The organism is Burkholderia aenigmatica, from assembly GCF_048627025.1.
Taxonomy (GTDB): domain Bacteria; phylum Pseudomonadota; class Gammaproteobacteria; order Burkholderiales; family Burkholderiaceae; genus Burkholderia; species Burkholderia aenigmatica.
Window position 1 is genome coordinate 598,167 of the sequence record NZ_CP184468.1, and the last position, 15,757, is coordinate 613,923.

14 protein-coding genes are annotated in these 15,757 nt (G+C 68.4%); all 14 read left to right on the top strand.

All coding sequences use genetic code 11. The features are described 5' to 3' along the window. Nucleotides 1–63: 63 nt before the first annotated feature. A complete protein-coding gene (locus tag ACN8ZM_RS02890) occupies nucleotides 64–2,151 on the top strand; it encodes a ribonuclease catalytic domain-containing protein (RefSeq protein ID WP_420210522.1) in 2,088 nt (695 codons plus the stop codon). After that, the gene (gene aroE, locus ACN8ZM_RS02895; protein ID WP_301769140.1) at nucleotides 2,148–3,014 is read left to right on the top strand and encodes a shikimate dehydrogenase; all 867 of its coding nucleotides are present in this window, start codon (nucleotides 2,148–2,150) and stop codon (nucleotides 3,012–3,014) included. Before ACN8ZM_RS02890 ends, aroE begins: the two co-directional genes overlap by 4 nt. Nucleotides 3,015–3,028: 14 nt before the next feature. After that, complete coding sequence (mtgA, locus tag ACN8ZM_RS02900) at nucleotides 3,029–3,766, top strand: monofunctional biosynthetic peptidoglycan transglycosylase (RefSeq protein ID WP_043191360.1); 738 nt, start codon at nucleotides 3,029–3,031, stop codon at nucleotides 3,764–3,766. A gap of 437 nt (nucleotides 3,767–4,203) precedes the next feature. Beyond that, nucleotides 4,204–5,814, top strand: coding sequence for a S10 family peptidase (locus tag ACN8ZM_RS02905; RefSeq protein ID WP_420210523.1), 1,611 nt, complete (start codon nucleotides 4,204–4,206; stop codon nucleotides 5,812–5,814). 82 nt (nucleotides 5,815–5,896) lie between these two features. Next, a complete protein-coding gene (locus ACN8ZM_RS02910) occupies nucleotides 5,897–6,295 on the top strand; it encodes an EF-hand domain-containing protein (RefSeq protein WP_089449874.1) in 399 nt (132 codons plus the stop codon). Between the two features lie 351 nt (nucleotides 6,296–6,646). Further along, on the top strand, nucleotides 6,647–7,546 hold the full coding sequence (locus tag ACN8ZM_RS02915) for an IclR family transcriptional regulator (protein ID WP_175021561.1): 900 nt from the start codon (nucleotides 6,647–6,649) through the stop codon (nucleotides 7,544–7,546). Then, nucleotides 7,543–8,568 carry a 2-dehydro-3-deoxygalactonokinase gene (locus ACN8ZM_RS02920; protein WP_043191351.1) on the top strand — a complete coding sequence of 342 codons (1,026 nt, stop codon included), beginning with the start codon at nucleotides 7,543–7,545 and terminating at the stop codon, nucleotides 8,566–8,568. Before ACN8ZM_RS02915 ends, ACN8ZM_RS02920 begins: the two co-directional genes overlap by 4 nt. A gap of 22 nt (nucleotides 8,569–8,590) precedes the next feature. Further along, nucleotides 8,591–9,268 carry a 2-dehydro-3-deoxy-6-phosphogalactonate aldolase gene (locus ACN8ZM_RS02925; protein WP_420210524.1) on the top strand — a complete coding sequence of 226 codons (678 nt, stop codon included), beginning with the start codon at nucleotides 8,591–8,593 and terminating at the stop codon, nucleotides 9,266–9,268. Further along, the gene (locus ACN8ZM_RS02930; protein ID WP_420210972.1) at nucleotides 9,268–10,047 is read left to right on the top strand and encodes an SDR family oxidoreductase; all 780 of its coding nucleotides are present in this window, start codon (nucleotides 9,268–9,270) and stop codon (nucleotides 10,045–10,047) included. The genes ACN8ZM_RS02925 and ACN8ZM_RS02930 overlap by 1 nt, the downstream gene beginning before the upstream one ends. 102 nt (nucleotides 10,048–10,149) lie before the next feature. Continuing rightward, entirely contained in the window at nucleotides 10,150–11,145 is a 996-nt protein-coding gene (locus tag ACN8ZM_RS02935) for an arabinose ABC transporter substrate-binding protein (RefSeq protein WP_043191343.1), read from the top strand. Between the two features lie 67 nt (nucleotides 11,146–11,212). After that, nucleotides 11,213–12,724 carry an L-arabinose ABC transporter ATP-binding protein AraG gene (gene araG / locus ACN8ZM_RS02940; RefSeq protein WP_089449879.1) on the top strand — a complete coding sequence of 504 codons (1,512 nt, stop codon included), beginning with the start codon at nucleotides 11,213–11,215 and terminating at the stop codon, nucleotides 12,722–12,724. A 70-nt stretch (nucleotides 12,725–12,794) separates the two neighbouring features. After that, nucleotides 12,795–13,811: an L-arabinose ABC transporter permease AraH gene (gene araH, locus ACN8ZM_RS02945; protein WP_043191339.1), complete on the top strand. Its 1,017-nt coding sequence runs from the start codon at nucleotides 12,795–12,797 to the stop codon at nucleotides 13,809–13,811. 23 nt (nucleotides 13,812–13,834) lie between these two features. Beyond that, nucleotides 13,835–14,641 (top strand): SDR family NAD(P)-dependent oxidoreductase, encoded by an 807-nt coding sequence (locus tag ACN8ZM_RS02950; protein ID WP_205824962.1) that lies wholly within the window; start codon nucleotides 13,835–13,837, stop codon nucleotides 14,639–14,641. Between the two features lie 49 nt (nucleotides 14,642–14,690). After that, a complete protein-coding gene (locus ACN8ZM_RS02955) occupies nucleotides 14,691–15,752 on the top strand; it encodes an aldose 1-epimerase (RefSeq protein WP_420210525.1) in 1,062 nt (353 codons plus the stop codon). Nucleotides 15,753–15,757 lie beyond the last annotated feature (5 nt).

The following is a 15,757-nucleotide window of genomic DNA, read 5'->3' on the forward strand; positions in this document are numbered from 1 at the left end:
CGAATTCCCATCATCATGCGGCGCCGCCGACGCGGCGCCCGGCAGTCTGAACGAGAGTACTGAGTGAACGTTTTCTTCGAGGAATCGGGCAGTTTCAAGGCGGGCAGCGTGCTGTCGCGCCAGGGCGACGCGTTTCAGGTCGAGTTGCCCGGCGGGCGACGTGCGAAGGTGCGCGCAAAAGACGTGCTGATCGAATTCGACAAGCCGGCCGCAAGTGAACTGATGCAGGAGGCCGACACGGCCGCGCAGCAGATCGATCTGGATTTCCTGTGGGAATGCGCGCCGGCCGACGAGTTCGCGTACACGGCGCTGGCCGCCGAATACTTCGGCGCGACGTACGGCCCGGTGGAGCGGGCGGCGCTGGTGCTGCGACTGCACGGTTCGCCCGTCTACTTCCGCCGCAAGGGGCGCGGCCAGTACCAGCGCGCGCCGGAAGAGCAGCTCAAGATGGCGCTCGCGTCGCTCGAGCGCAAGCGCCAGCAGGCGCTCGTCCAGGTGCAGTACGAAGAGGAACTGAAGGCCGGCAAGCTGCCGGACGCGTTCGTGGGCAAGGTGCTCGGGCTGCTGACGCGGCCGGACAAGAACGCGATCGAATACAAGGCGATGGAAGCGGCGGCCGGTGCGCGCGGCGTGTCGCCGGCGCGGCTGATGCTCGACTGCGGCGGCATCGCGTCGCCGCGTGCGCTGCACGAGGCGCGCTTCCTCGCGGAGTTCTTCCCGCACGGCACGGGCTTCCCGGCCGTCACGGTCGGCGCGCTGCCGGACGACCTGCCGCGCGCGGACGTGCAGGCGTTCTCGATCGACGACATCACGACGACCGAAATCGACGACGCGTTCTCGGTCGAGCACCTGTCCGACGGCCGTGTGCGGATCGGCGTGCACATCGCGGCGCCGGCGCTCGGCATCGTGCGTGGCGATGCGGTCGATGCGATCGCGCGCACGCGCCTGTCGACCGTCTACATGCCGGGCGACAAGATCACGATGCTGCCGGACGACGTCGTCGACGTGTTCACGCTGAAAGAGGGCGATTACCGCCCGGCGCTGTCGCTGTACATCATCGTCAACCGCGAAACCCAGGAGATCGTCGCGAACGAGACGCGCGCCGAGCTCGTGTTCGTGAAGAACAACCTGCGGCACAACCACCTCGACGAGCTCGTCAACGAAGAGACGCTCGCGGCCGGCACCGGCGACTATCCGCACAAGAACGACATCGCCGTGCTGTGGCCGCTCGCGCAGGCGCTGTTCGAGAAGCGCCAGGTCGCGCGCGCGGGCTACGGCCTGAAGCGCGAGGTGCAGCGCAACACCGACTACAACTTCTATGTCGAAGGCGAGCACGTGTCGATCACGCCGCGCCGTCGCGGGTCGCCGCTCGACCTGATCGTGTCGGAGCTCGCGATTCTCGCGAACTCGACCTGGGGCGCGTTCCTGCACGACCACACGGTGCCGGGCATCTACCGCTCGCAGCGCGGCTTCGGCGCGCCGGGCCCGAAGCGCACGCGGATGCAGACGACGGCCGCGCCGCACGAAGGCCTCGGGGTGGCGCAGTACGCGTGGAGCACGTCGCCGCTGCGCCGCTACGTCGACCTCGTGAACCAGTGGCAACTGCTCGCGTGCGTTCAGCACGGCGTCACCGCGAAGCTCGCCGCGCCGTTCAAGCCGAAGGACGCCGACCTGTACGCTGTCGTGCAGGGCTTCGACGACACCTATACGGCCTACGCCGACTACCAGCGCCGGATGGAGTATTTCTGGTGCCTGCGCTGGCTCGCGCAGGAGCAGAAGAAGCACGTCGTCGCGAGCGTCGTGAAGGGCGATCTCGTGCGCCTCGAGGAAATTCCGCTGCTGCTGCACGTGCCGGGGCTCGGCGTGCATGCGCGCGGCACGCGCGTGCTGCTCGACGTGATGTCGCTCGACGAGCTGACGATCGAGGCATCGGTGCGGCTACTGAACGTGCTCGACGCGCCGACCGTGACGAGCGGCGACGCAGCCGAGGAAGAGGATGACGCCGAAGGCGGCGACGACACGCTGATCGACGCCGAAGACGCGACGGCCGAAACCGAGGCGGAAGCGCTGGCGGAAGCGGACGGCGCGGCGGCCGGTGAAGGCGGCGAAGCCGCGGGCGGCAACGCCAGCGAAGAGGGGCGCGCATCATGACCGCGACTGCGTCGACGAGCGGCGCCGACCGCTATGTCGTATTCGGCAACCCGGTGGCGCACAGCAAGTCGCCGTTCATCCACGCGCAATTCGCCGCGCAGACGGGCGAGCCGGTCGAATACGCGCACCGGCTCGCGCCGGTCGACGGTTTCGAGGCGGCCGTGCGGGCATTCGTCGCCGAAGGCGGGCGCGGCGCGAACGTGACGGTGCCGTTCAAGCTCGAAGCGCATGCACTCGCCGACACGCTGTCGCCGCGTGCGGCAGCGGCGGGCGCGGTGAATACGCTGCGCATCGACGCCGACGGCCGCATCCACGGTGACAACACCGACGGCGTCGGCCTCGTGCGCGACATCGAAGCGAATCTCGGCGTGTCGCTGGCAGGCGCACGCATCCTGCTGCTCGGCGCGGGCGGCGCGGCACGCGGTGTCGTGCTGCCGCTGCTCGACCGTGCGCCGCTGTCGATCACGATCGTGAACCGTACCGCGAGCAAGGCCGAGGCGCTCGTCGGCCAGTTCATGCAGGCGGCGCACGATGCGGGCTGCACGCTCGCGGGCGGCGGCCCCGACGTGGTGCGCGCGGAGCCGTACGACGTGGTGATCAACGCGACGGCCGGCAGCCTTGATGCCGCCCTGCCGGCGTGCGACGCGGCCGCATTCGGTGCGGGCACGCTCGCGTACGACATGATGTACGGCGCGCAGCCGACGGTGTTCATGCAGCATGCGGCGTCGCTCGGCGCACGCACGGCTGACGGGCTCGGGATGCTCGTCGAGCAGGCGGCCGAATCGTTCTTCATCTGGCGCGGTGTGCGGCCGGACGGCGCACCGGTGCTGGCCGCGCTGCGCCAGGCGCTCGCGGCGAGCTGAACGGAGCGCGGCACGTGGTAGCGGTGAGCGACACGCAGCACACGCGGACGGTGAGCCCGGCCCGCTGGATCGTCTATGCGGGATCGGTGTTCGCGGGTGCATGGCTCGCGACGCAACTGTTCTATCTCGCGCAGATCGCGTTGTGGTCGTTCGTGAACCCGGGCTCGACCGCGTTCATGCGTACCGACGCGTGGTGGCTGTCGCGCGACAAGCCACCCGCACAGATCCAGCATCAATGGGTGCCGTACGACCAGATCTCGCGCAACCTGAAGCGCGCACTGATCGCGTCGGAAGACTCGACCTTCGCGACCAACAACGGCTACGACGTCGACGCGATCCTGCAGGCGTGGGAGAAGAACAAGGCGCGCGGCCGGATCGTCGCGGGCGGCTCGACGATCACGCAGCAGCTCGCGCGCAACCTGTTCCTGTCGCGCGAGAAGAGCTACATCCGCAAGGGGCAGGAGCTCATCATCACCTGGATGCTCGAAACGGTGCTCGACAAGGAGCGGATCTTCGAGATCTACCTGAATTCCGTCGAGTGGGGCCGCGGCGTATACGGCGCCGAAGCGGCCGCCCGCTATTACTACAAGATCCCCGCGAGCCGGCTCGGCGCGTGGCAGTCGGCGCGCCTCGCGGTGATGCTGCCGAAGCCGCGCTGGTTCGACGCGCACCGCGGCTCGGCGTACCAGGCGCAGCGCGCGGCAGTCATTGCCCGCCGGATGGGCGCGGCCGCGCTGCCGCAATCGGAGTGAACGGCGCGCTCGCGCCGTCGCATTGACCGTTTCGCCGCCCGTGCGCCGCGCGTGGGTCGTTGGTGCGCTGCAGCGCAATCGTGTCGCGCGCATTTCGGGTCACATCCTTTAGACGAATTCGTCTATTTCGTTTTGCTGAGCAATCTCGGATGCCATGCGATTTTGTTGGTCGATATGGCACGAAATTCAGGAATTTTTAGTCTTCCAGGCTAAACGCGAAAGCCCGTGAAAGGTGTATGAAATGCAACGTTTCGCGAACCGAAGTAATCCTGAAAGGTGTGCGCCGCACCGGTCGTCCGCCAAATATTTCAAAATTTTTCAAAGCTGACGGGCTCGCGTATATTGGCCAGCGCCTCGGCTTATCGGCCGCATTCGAGGCGGGGGGCGGCTTATCCGGCTGCTCGACACAAAAAACATCCGAGAGAAGGAACGCAACGATGCCAGCGAGCAAAGCGAAGCTGTTGTTGGGAGTGGTGTTTTCTTCGCTGATTCTGACGGCCTGCAACGACGACGTGACCTCGTCCGCTGCTGCCAGCGCCGACAATTCAGCCGATCCCGCCAGTCAGGTGGACAGGGCGTACAACGATCCGAACAGTTATTCGTCGAGCGCGAACGCGTCGCTCGACGCCTCCGCCGCGGTTGAAAAGGCCGCCGTCACGCATCACCAGATCACACTCAACGGCAAGACGATCCGCTACACGGCCACGGCCGGCCACCTCGTCGCGCGCAATCCGCAGACCGGCGCGCCCGAAGCATCGTTCTTCTACGTCGCCTATACGGCCGACAACCAGCCCGCGGCGAAGCGGCCCGTCACGTTCCTGTACAACGGCGGCCCCGGCTCGGCATCGGTGTGGCTGCATCTCGGCTCGTTCGGCCCGCGCCGGATCCAGACGGGCGACCCGAACGCGAACACGTCGACATTCCCGTTCGTCGACAACCAGGAAAGCCTGCTCGACACGACCGACCTCGTGTTCGTCGATGCGATCGGCACCGGCTTCTCCGAAGCGGTCGCGCCGAACACGAACCAGACGTTCTGGGGCGTCGACCAGGACGGCGGCGCGTTCCGCGATTTCGTGACGCGCTACATCGCCGTGAACCAGCGCAACGATTCGCCGAAATACCTGTTCGGCGAGTCGTACGGCACGCCGCGCACCGACGTGCTCGCGAACCTGCTCGAGACGGCCGGCGTGAAGCTCGACGGCATCGTGCTGCAGTCGTCGATCCTGAACTACAACGTGAACTGCGACATGGCGAGCGACTACATCGGCAACTCGAACAACGGGTCGAGTCCGGTGAGTTGCGCGGGCTTCGTGCCGTCGTATGGCACCGTCGGCGCGTACTACCAGCTCGACAACCCGAACCCGTCGAGCCTGCCGTCGTATGCGGACCAGATGCGCCTGCTGACGGCCGGCAGCTATGCGCCTGCCGTGAACGCGTACCTGGCGAGCCATACGCCGCCGCCGCCGACCCTCGTCACGACGATGGTGAATTCGACCGGCGTGAAGCAGTCGCGGTGGAATGCGGACTTCAACGTGATCCCGACCTTCTTCGACAACAGCTTCCAGCTGTCGCTGATTCCGGGCACGCTGATCGGCCGCTACGACGCGCGCGTGAACGTGCCGGTGTCGAGCCCGCTCGCGTCCGGCGGCGACCCGTCGAGCACGTACATCACGCAGCCGTTCACCGACACGATCGGCAAGTACCTGCCGAACGAGCTGAAGTACACCGCGCAGTCGGCGTATTCGTTGAGCAGCAACGCGATCAACACGTGGGACTGGACGCACGACGGCCTCGCGATGCCTGACACGATCCCCGATCTCGCCGCGGCGCTGTCGCTGAATCCGCAGCTGAAGGTGCTGTCGCTGAACGGGTACCACGACATCGCGACGCCGTTCTACCAGACCGAGCTCGACCTCGCGCGGCTCGGGTCGCAACCGAACCTGACGATCAAGGACTATCAGGGCGGACACATGGTCTATCTCGACGACACGTCGCGTCCGCAGGAGAAAGCCGACCTCGTGACCTTCTACAACGCGGCCGCGCACTGATGCGATGCGCAGGGCAGGCGACGCGCGCCCGCCGTGGCGCCGCGCCTGCCATCGACGACCTCATTCCAGACTGGAGCCTGATATGAAGAATCGTTTCATCGTCGTTGCCGTGGCGCTCGCCTGTGTGGGCGCCGCAGCATCCGTATCCGCGTTCGCGCAGGCGAGCGACGCCGCCGCACCGGTGCGTGCGCGCCAGGCGCAGCTCGGCGATCCGTACGTGCCGCCGGCCGCGCGCAAGCCGACCGCCGGCACGCAGACGACGGGCGCCGCGCTGCATGCGCAGGTGGTGCGCAAGCTCGCGCGGCAGTTCAGCGCGGCCGACACGCAGAACACGGGTTCGATCACCGAGTCGGAGGCACGCGCGGCCGGCCTCGGCTATGTCGCGAACCACTTCCGCCAGATCGACTCGGGCGGCAACGGCCGCGTGTCGTTCGCGGACGTCCAGCGCTACATGCAGGCACGCAGCACGAGCCAGCAGTAAGCGCGGCGCGCGGTGAACAAACGGGGGCGGAACCTGCGGCACGGCGGGTTCCGCCCCCGTGCACATGGCGCCTCCGTTACGTCGTGTACATGGCGGATTCGCGCCGAATTCTCATTATCTGGGCAACGCATTCAAATATTGGAGACGAGTGCGTGCGCTCCTACAATCCGAAGCACATCGACAGCTTCGGACCCACGCATCGCGCGGCGCCCGTCGCACACGGAGACACCTTCCATGAAGTTCGCCGGGCGCTTTACTCGGTGCATCGACCGCCGCCTCGTCGCGATGCCGGACGCCGTTCCGGCATCGTACGAACGGCTTCACCGGTTCCGTTGAAGAAGCCCGCCCCCCATGACCAAGATGCCTGACTCACTTGCCCTCGACGCCCGGCGCGCGCCGCCGGACGATGCGTCGCTGACCGACAGCATCGGCGCGACCAGCACGCCGCTCGATCTCGCTGCCCAGCAGGCCGGTACGCAGACGCTGCTGCGCGGTCTTGCGATCCTCGAGGCGATTGCGAACGGCGCGCGCGACATGCGCGCGATCGGCGCTGCGCTCGGCACGACGCGCAGCACCACGCACCGCCTCGTCAGCAGCCTCGTGCAGGCGCGCTACCTGCGCCAGGTGCAGGGCGGCTACCTGCTCGGCCCGAAGCTGATCGAGCTCGGCACGATCGCGCTCGAGCAGATGCCGCTCACCGCGGTCGCGCGCCCGCACCTCGAAGCGCTCGCGGAAGCCACGCTCGACACGATCCATCTCGGCGTGCGCGACGGCGACGACGTGCTGTACATCGACAAGATTCCCGGCACGCGCGGCCTCGAGATGCGTTCGCGCGTCGGCCACCGGATGCCGCTCGCGTCGACCGGCATCGGCAAGGCGATGATGCTCGACACCGATCCCGACACGTGGCGCTCGCTGTTCGAAGCCGCCCGGCGAGCACTCGCCGGCGTCAATTTCAAGCCGGACAACCGGCCCGAGACGAGCGCGTTCCTGCAGCGCATGGCGCATTACGCGGCCGGTGGCTATACGTTCGACCTCGAGGAGAACGAGGCGTCGATCCGCTGCGTGGCCGCACCGATCCGCGACGCATCGGGCGCGATCGTCGCGGCCGTGTCGGTGGCGAGCACGATTCCGTACATGCCGCACGACCGGATGGACGAACTGATTCCGCTCGTGCAGCGCGAAGCGCGAGCCATTTCCGCGGAACTGGGCTGGAGCCCGCCGCAGGGTACCCGCAGGATCAAACGATGACGACTTCGACCCGGCCCGTTCCGGATGCCAGCTCCGCCACCCCGTCGCTGATCGCGCTCGACTGGGGTACGACGTCGCTGCGAGCTTACCTGTACGACGCGCACGGCGCGCTCATCGACACGCGCAGCCGCGCGGCGGGCGTGATGCATGTGCCTGGCGGCGGCGCGCGCGCGTTCGACGCGGTGTTCGAGGAAGCGTGCGGCGACTGGCTCGATCGCACCCCCGGCCTGCCGGTGCTCGCCGCCGGGATGGTCGGCAGCGCGCAGGGCTGGCGCGAGGCGCCGTACGTCGCGGTGCCGGCCGGCGCCGACGCGCTCGTCGCGGGCCTCATCACGGTGACGACGGCGCGCGGCACGACGATCTCGATCGTGCCGGGCGTCATCGCCACGGGCGACTTGCCCGACGTGATGCGCGGCGAAGAAACGCAGATATTCGGTGCACTCGCGAGCGATCCCATGCTTGGCACCGATCGTTCAGGGGTACTGATCGGCTTGCCGGGCACCCACGCGAAATGGGCGTGGGTGAGGGACGGGCTGATCGAGCGCTTCCAGACTTTCATGACCGGCGAGCTGTTCGCGGTGCTGCGCGACCACACGATCCTCGGCCGCACGATGCGCGCCGGTGCGTCGCCCGATCGCGCCGCATTCGTGCGCGGCGTCTCGGTCGCGCGCGGCGCGCGGCACACCGGGCTGCTCGCGACGATCTTCAGCACGCGCACGCTCGGCCTGACCGACCGGCTCGCGCCCGATGCGCAGGGCGACTACCTGTCCGGCCTGCTGATCGGCCATGAGCTTAACGCGCTCGACGCGATGCTCGCGGAGCGCGGCGTCGCGCTCGCGGACCAGCCGCTGCTGCTGATCGGCGACGACGGTCTGTGTGCGCGCTACGTCGATGCGCTCCAGGAATTCGGCCACCCGCACGCACGCGTCGTCGCGCATGCGACCGAGCGTGGCCTGTGGCGGATCGCGTCGCGCGCCGGGCTCGTGCGCGCGGATGGCGAGCCCGTCTGCGCTGACCAATGAACCGTTTGCAGAGGAACCTTCGATGCCGTCCGACCTGACCTTGCCCGCGCCTTACGCACCCCACACCGCGCTGATGCGCGCGTTCGACGCGTGCCCGCTGATCGCGATCATGCGCGGGATCACGCCCGCCGAAGCGGCCGACCACGGCCATGCGCTCTACGAAGCCGGCTTCCGGATCGTCGAGGTGCCGCTCAACTCGCCGGATCCGTTCGACAGCATCGCGGCGCTGCGCCGTGCGTTGCCCGACGACGCGATCGTCGGCGCGGGTACCGTGCTGCGCGCCGAGTATGTCGACCGCGTGCAGGACGCGGGCGGCGCGCTGATCGTGATGCCGCACAGCGACGCGGCCGTGATCCGCCGTGCACGCGAGCGCGGCCTCGCGAGCGCCCCGGGCGTCGCGACGCCGACCGAAGCGTTTGCAGCGCTCGCGAACGGCGCCGACGTGCTGAAGATGTTCCCGGCCGAGCAACTCGGCGTGCCGGTCGTGAAGGCATGGCGCGCGGTGATCGACCGCGCGGTGCCGCTGATTCCGGTCGGCGGCATCTCGCCCGACAACATGGAGCCGTTCCTCAGCGCCGGCGCGAACGGTTTCGGGCTCGGCTCGGCCCTGTACCGCCCCGGCCAGTCCGCCGACGCGACCGCGGCGAATGCGCGCGCGTTCCAGGCCGGGTTGCGCGTCGCGCGCGGCGGAGCCGCATGATGGACCGCCTCGCGGGCAAGGTCGCGATGGTGACGGGCGCGGGCCGGGGTATCGGCGCCGCGATCGCCCGCGCGTTCGTTCGCGAGGGCGCGGCCGTCGCGCTCGTCGATCTCGACTTCCCGCAGGCGCAGCGCACGGCGGCCGGGATTGCGCACGACATTGCCGGCGCGCGCGTGCTGCCGCTGCTGGCGGACGTCGCGCGGCAGGATGCGGTACGCGATGCGCTGGCGCAGACCGAGGCGGCGTTCGGCCCGCTCGACGTGCTGGTGAACAACGCGGGCATCAACGTGTTCGCCGATCCGCTGACGATGACCGACGACGACTGGCGCCGCTGCTTCGCGGTCGACCTCGACGGTGTGTGGCACGGCTGCCGCGCGGCGCTGGAGGGGATGGTCGAACGCGGTCGCGGCAGCATCGTGAACATCGCGTCGACGCATGCGTTCAGGATCATCCCGGGCTGCTTTCCGTACCCGGTCGCGAAGCACGGCGTGCTGGGCCTCACGCGTGCGCTCGGCATCGAATACGCGGCGCGCAACGTGCGCGTGAACGCGATCGCACCGGGCTACATCGAGACGCAGCTCACGCGCGACTGGTGGGACGCGCAGCCCGATCCGGCCGCTGCGCGCGCAGAAACGCTCGCGCTGCAGCCGATGAAGCGGATCGGCCGGCCGGAGGAGGTCGCGATGACGGCCGTGTTCCTGGCGTCCGACGAGGCGCCGTTCATCAATGCCGCGTGCATCACCGTCGATGGCGGGCGCGCGGCGCTGTATCACGACTGACGCAACGATTCGAAAGACCGCACGTGCGACGGCCGCGCGCACGCTGCGTCGAAACCAACAAGCGGCTGCATCCTGTTCGATGAAGACAAGGAGACACTGGAGATGAAACGCAGAACGTTCGTAACGCTGGCTGCCGCGGCCGCCGTGGTGATCGGGAGCCCCGTCGTGCACGCGGCCGATCCGGTCAAGATCGGTTTCCTCGTGAAGCAGCCGGAAGAGCCGTGGTTCCAGGACGAGTGGAAGTTCGCCGAGATGGCGGCGAAGGACAAGGGCTTCACGCTCGTGAAGATCGGCGCGCCGTCCGGCGAAAAGGTGATGAGCGCGATCGACAACCTGTCCGCGCAGAAGGCGCAGGGCTTCATCATCTGCACGCCGGACGTGAAGCTCGGGCCGGGCATCGTCGCGAAGGCGAAGTCGCACAACCTGAAGATGATGACGGTCGACGATCGTCTCGTCGACGGCGCGGGCAAGCCGATCGAGTCGGTCCCGCACATGGGGATCTCCGCGTACAACATCGGCAAGCAGGTCGGTGACGGCATCGCGGCCGAGATCAAGAAACGCGGCTGGGACATGAAGGACGTCGGCGCGATCGACATCACCTACGAGCAGTTGCCGACCGCGCACGACCGCACGAGCGGCGCGACCGACGCGCTGGTGGCCGCCGGCTTCCCGAAGGCGAACGTGATCGCGGCGCCGCAGGCGAAGACCGACACGGAAAACGCGTTCAACGCGGCGAACATCGCACTCACGAAGAACCCGCAGTTCAAGCACTGGGTCGCCTACGGCCTGAACGACGAGGCCGTGCTCGGCGCGGTGCGCGCGGCCGAAGGGCGCGGCTTCAAGGCGGACAACATGATCGGCATCGGCATCGGCGGTTCCGATTCGGCGCTGAACGAGTTCAAGAAGCCGCAGCCGACGGGCTTCTACGGCACCGTGATCATCAGCCCGAAGCGCCACGGCGAGGAAACCTCGGACCTGATGTACACGTGGATCACGCAGGGCAAGGCACCGCCGGCGCTGACGCTGACGACGGGCATGCTCGCGACGCGCGACAACGTGTCGAAGGTGCGCGAGGAGATGGGGCTCGCGTCGAAGTAAGCGGCCCGCCGGCTGCCGCGGCGATGCGGCAGCTGGCGGTCGATCGATCCGGAAGTGGGGAGACGACGTGTCAGCGGCACTGCGTTTTGACAATATCGGCAAGGTGTTTCCCGGCGTGCGCGCACTCGACGGCATCTCGTTCGACGTGCATGCGGGCGAGGTGCATGGCCTGATGGGCGAGAACGGCGCGGGCAAGTCGACGCTGCTGAAGATTCTCGGCGGCGAATACCAGCCCGATGCGGGCAGCGTGCTGGTCGACGGCCAGCCCGTGCAGTTCGCGAATGCGGCCGCGTCGATCGCGGCCGGCATCGCGGTGATTCACCAGGAGCTGCAGTACGTGCCCGACCTGACGGTCGCGGAAAACCTGCTGCTCGGCCGCCTGCCGAATGCGTTCGGCTGGGTGAGGAAGCGCGAGGCGAAGCGCTACGTGCGTGAGCGGCTCGCCGCGATGGGCGTCGACCTCGATCCCGACGCGAAACTCGGGCGGCTGTCGATCGCGCAGCGGCAGATGGTCGAGATCTGCAAGGCGCTGATGCGCAATGCGCGCGTGATTGCGCTCGACGAGCCGACCAGCTCGCTGTCGCATCGCGAGACCGAGGTGCTGTTCAAGCTCGTCGACGACCTGCGCGCGCAGGGCCGCGCGCTGATCTACATATCGCACCGGATGGACGAGATCTACCGGCTGTGCGATGCATGCACGATCTTCCGCGACGGGCGCAAGATCGCGTCGCACGAATCGCTGGCCGACGTGCCGCGCGAACGGCTCGTCGCCGAGATGGTCGGGCGCGAGATTTCGGATATCTATCATTACGCGCCGCGCACGCTCGGTGACGTGCGGTTCTCCGCCGAAGGTGTCGACGGCCATGCACTGCGCGAACCTGCGAGCTTCTCGGTGCGCGCGGGCGAGATCGTCGGCTTCTTCGGGCTCGTCGGTGCGGGCCGCAGCGAGCTGATGCGGCTCGTGTACGGCGCGGATCACCGGCGCGCGGGCGTGCTGACGCTCGACGGTGCGCGCATCGACGTGAAGCGCACCGGCGACGCGATCCGCCATGGCATCGTGCTGTGCCCCGAGGATCGCAAGGAAGAAGGGATCATCGCGATCGCGTCGGTCGCGGAGAACATCAACATCAGCTGCCGCCGCCATTCGCTGCGCGCGGGGCTCTTCATCAACCGCAAGGCCGAAAGCGAAACGGCCGACCGCTTCATCCAGCGGCTGAAAATCAAGACGCCGAACCGGCGCCAGAAGATCCGCTTCCTGTCGGGCGGCAACCAGCAGAAGGCGATCCTGTCGCGCTGGCTCGCGGAGCCCGACCTGAAGGTCGTGATCCTCGACGAGCCGACGCGCGGCATCGACGTCGGCGCGAAGCACGAGATCTACGACGTGATCTACCGGCTCGCGGAACGCGGCTGCGCGATCGTGATGGTGTCGTCGGAGTTGCCGGAAGTGCTCGGCGTGTCCGACCGCATCGTCGTGATGCGCGAAGGTCGGATCGCGGGCGAGCTGCCGCGCGACCAGGCGAACGAGCACGCGGTGCTGAGCCTGGCGCTGCCGCAGACGAGCGCCGTCGAGGCGGCCTGACACGGAACACGACAATCGAATCGGACACGCGCGGCGCGGGCCGTGCGATGCAGGAGCAGGAGACACCATCATGCAAGTCAACGAAAACCTTGGCAGCGCCGCCGTGAAGCCGTCGGCCGACGCGCTGGTGCCGCAGCAGAGCGACCGCCAGAAGTGGTGGCAGCATCTGACCGAATACAGCCTGATCGCGATCTTCGCGGTGATGTTCATCACGATGTCGCTGACCGTCGATCACTTCTTCTCGATCGACAACATGCTCGGCCTCGCGCTGTCGATCTCGCAGATCGGGATGGTCGCGTGCACGATGATGTTCTGTCTCGCATCGCGCGACTTCGACCTGTCGATCGGCTCGACCGTCGCGTTCTCCGGCGTGCTGTGCGCGATGGTGCTGAACGCGACCGACAACACGTTCGTCGCGATCGTCGCGGCGGTCGCGGCCGGCGCCGCGATCGGCTTCGTGAACGGCGCGGTGATCGCGTACCTGCGCATCAATGCGCTGATCACGACGCTCGCGACGATGGAAATCGTGCGCGGGCTCGGCTTCATCGTGTCGAAGGGGCAGGCGGTCGGCGTGTCGTCGGATACGTTCATCGCGCTCGGCGGGCTGTCGCTGTTCGGCGTGTCGCTGCCGATCTGGGTCACGCTGCTGTGCTTCATCGCGTTCGGCGTGCTGCTGAACCAGACGGTATACGGCCGCAACACGCTCGCGATCGGCGGCAACCCCGAGGCGTCGCGGCTCGCGGGGATCAACGTCGAACGCACGCGCGTGTACATCTTCCTGATCCAGGGCGCGGTGACGGCGCTCGCCGGCGTGATCCTCGCGTCGCGCATCACGTCGGGCCAGCCGAACGCCGCGCAGGGCTTCGAGCTGAACGTGATTTCCGCGTGCGTGCTCGGCGGCGTGTCGCTGATGGGCGGCCGCGCGACGATCTCGGGCGTCGTGATCGGCGTGCTGATCATGGGCACCGTCGAGAACGTGATGAACCTGCTGAACATCGACGCGTTCTACCAGTACCTCGTGCGCGGCGCGATCCTGCTCGCGGCCGTGCTGCTCGACCAGCTGAAGAACCGCGGCGTCCGCGACTGACCGCTTTCACGGAGACGATTCGCATGACACTCGACACTTCCGCGCAGGACCCGAACCACGCGCGCCATGCGCGCTATCCGAGCCTCGAGGATCGCGCGGTGCTGATCACGGGCGGCGCGACCGGCATCGGTGCGTCGTTCGTCGAACACTTCGCCGGGCAGGGCGCGCGCGTCGCGTTCGTCGATCTCGACGCGGCGGCCGGTGCCGCGCTGGCGGAACGCCTCGCGCACGTGCCGAACGTGCGTCATGCGCCGCTGTTCATCCAGTGCGACCTGACCGACATCGACGCGCTGCGCCATGCGATCGACGCGATCCGCGCGCGCATCGGCGCGATCGCGGTGCTCGTGAACAACGCGGCGAACGACGCGCGCCATGCGATCGGCGACGTGACGCCCGAGTCGTTCGACGCGGGCATCGCGGTGAACCTGCGCCACCAGTTCTTCGCCGCGCAGGCGGTGATCGACGACATGAAGCAGCAGGGGGGCGGCGCGATCGTCAATCTCGGCTCGATCAGCTGGATGCTGAAGAACGGCGGCTATCCCGTGTACACGATGGCGAAGGCCGCCGTGCAGGGGCTCACGCGCGGGCTCGCACGCGACCTCGGCCCGTTCGGCATCCGCGTGAATTCGCTGGTGCCCGGCTGGGTGATGACCGACAAGCAGCGCCGGTTGTGGCTCGACGACGCGGGCCGCGCGGCGATCAAGGCCGGCCAGTGCCTCGATGCCGAGCTGTTGCCCGCCGATCTCGCGCGGATGGCGCTGTTCCTCGCGGCCGACGACAGCCGGATGATCACCGCACAGGACGTGATCGTCGACGGCGGCTGGGCCTGACCGTTCGCACGACCCGCATCGTTTCTTCGACGAAGGAAAGGAGTTCATCATGACCGCCACGTCCTCGCGCGCATCGTCGTCCACCAGCCAGTCGCGCCGTGCGCGCCTGGCCGCCGCCGCGCAGCCGGTCAGCCCCGGCCCGCAGACAGCAGCCTTTGCGCAGGGCGTCGGCGCCGCGCATGCGGCGGCCGTCACGCTGTCGAATGCGTCGCTGCGGCTCGACGTGCTGCCGCATCTCGGCGGCGGCATCGCGCGCTTCGACTGGCGCGGCGACAACGGTGCGCTGATGCCGGTGTTCCGCCGCTGCGAGCAGCCGGAGGCGGCGACCGATCCGAACGAGCTCGCGTGCTATCCGCTGCTGCCGTACTCGAACCGGATCGGCGGCGCGCGGTTCGAATGCGACGGACGCAGCGTCGCGGTGCCGCGCAACCGGCGCGACGAGCCGCTGCCGATCCACGGCGACGGCTGGCTCGCGCCGTGGCAGGTGGACGATGCGACCGGCACGTCGCTGCAGCTGTCGCTCGATCGAACCGCCGGCGCGCCGTATGCGTTCCGCGCGATCCAGTCGTTCGAGCTCGACGACGCGACGCTGTCGATCGCGCTGACGATCGAGAACGCGGGGCGCGCGCGGCTGCCGTTCGGGCTCGGCGTCCATCCGTTCCTGGTGCGCGATGCCGTGACCGAGCTGGCCGCGGCGGCCGGCGGGCTGTGGCTGTCGGGCGCCGATTTCCTGCCGGTACGGCACGTGAGCGTGCCGCCGGCCTGGCAGTTCGGCGTCGCGTATCCGCTGCCGGGTGCGCTCGTCAATCACGCGTTCACCGGCTGGGGCGGCCACGCGACGGTGAGCTGGCCGCGCCGCGGGCTGTCGTTGACGGTGGCGGCCGACGCCGACGCGTACGTGCTCTATACGCCGCCCGGCGAGGATTTCTTCTGCTTCGAGCCGGTCGATCATCCGATCAATGCGGTGAACCTGCCGGGCGGTGCGGCCGCGCACGGGATGACGCTGCTCGCGCCGGGCGAGCGGCTTACGCGGCGGTTTTCGTTCACCGTCCAGCGCGCCGATGCACGCAGCGACGCCGCTTCGCGCGAAGGGCGACGGCGACGCGGGTAAAATAC

Coding starts and splice junctions, on each gene's coding strand:
- aroE (WP_301769140.1), top strand. CDS start 2,148: ATGACCGCGACTGCGTCGACGAGCGGCGCCGACCGCTATGTCGTATTC.
- ACN8ZM_RS02905 (WP_420210523.1), top strand. CDS start 4,204: ATGCCAGCGAGCAAAGCGAAGCTGTTGTTGGGAGTGGTGTTTTCTTCG.
- ACN8ZM_RS02910 (WP_089449874.1), top strand. CDS start 5,897: ATGAAGAATCGTTTCATCGTCGTTGCCGTGGCGCTCGCCTGTGTGGGC.
- ACN8ZM_RS02915 (WP_175021561.1), top strand. CDS start 6,647: ATGACCAAGATGCCTGACTCACTTGCCCTCGACGCCCGGCGCGCGCCG.
- ACN8ZM_RS02920 (WP_043191351.1), top strand. CDS start 7,543: ATGACGACTTCGACCCGGCCCGTTCCGGATGCCAGCTCCGCCACCCCG.
- ACN8ZM_RS02925 (WP_420210524.1), top strand. CDS start 8,591: ATGCCGTCCGACCTGACCTTGCCCGCGCCTTACGCACCCCACACCGCG.
- ACN8ZM_RS02930 (WP_420210972.1), top strand. CDS start 9,268: ATGGACCGCCTCGCGGGCAAGGTCGCGATGGTGACGGGCGCGGGCCGG.
- ACN8ZM_RS02935 (WP_043191343.1), top strand. CDS start 10,150: ATGAAACGCAGAACGTTCGTAACGCTGGCTGCCGCGGCCGCCGTGGTG.
- araH (WP_043191339.1), top strand. CDS start 12,795: ATGCAAGTCAACGAAAACCTTGGCAGCGCCGCCGTGAAGCCGTCGGCC.
- ACN8ZM_RS02950 (WP_205824962.1), top strand. CDS start 13,835: ATGACACTCGACACTTCCGCGCAGGACCCGAACCACGCGCGCCATGCG.
- ACN8ZM_RS02955 (WP_420210525.1), top strand. CDS start 14,691: ATGACCGCCACGTCCTCGCGCGCATCGTCGTCCACCAGCCAGTCGCGC.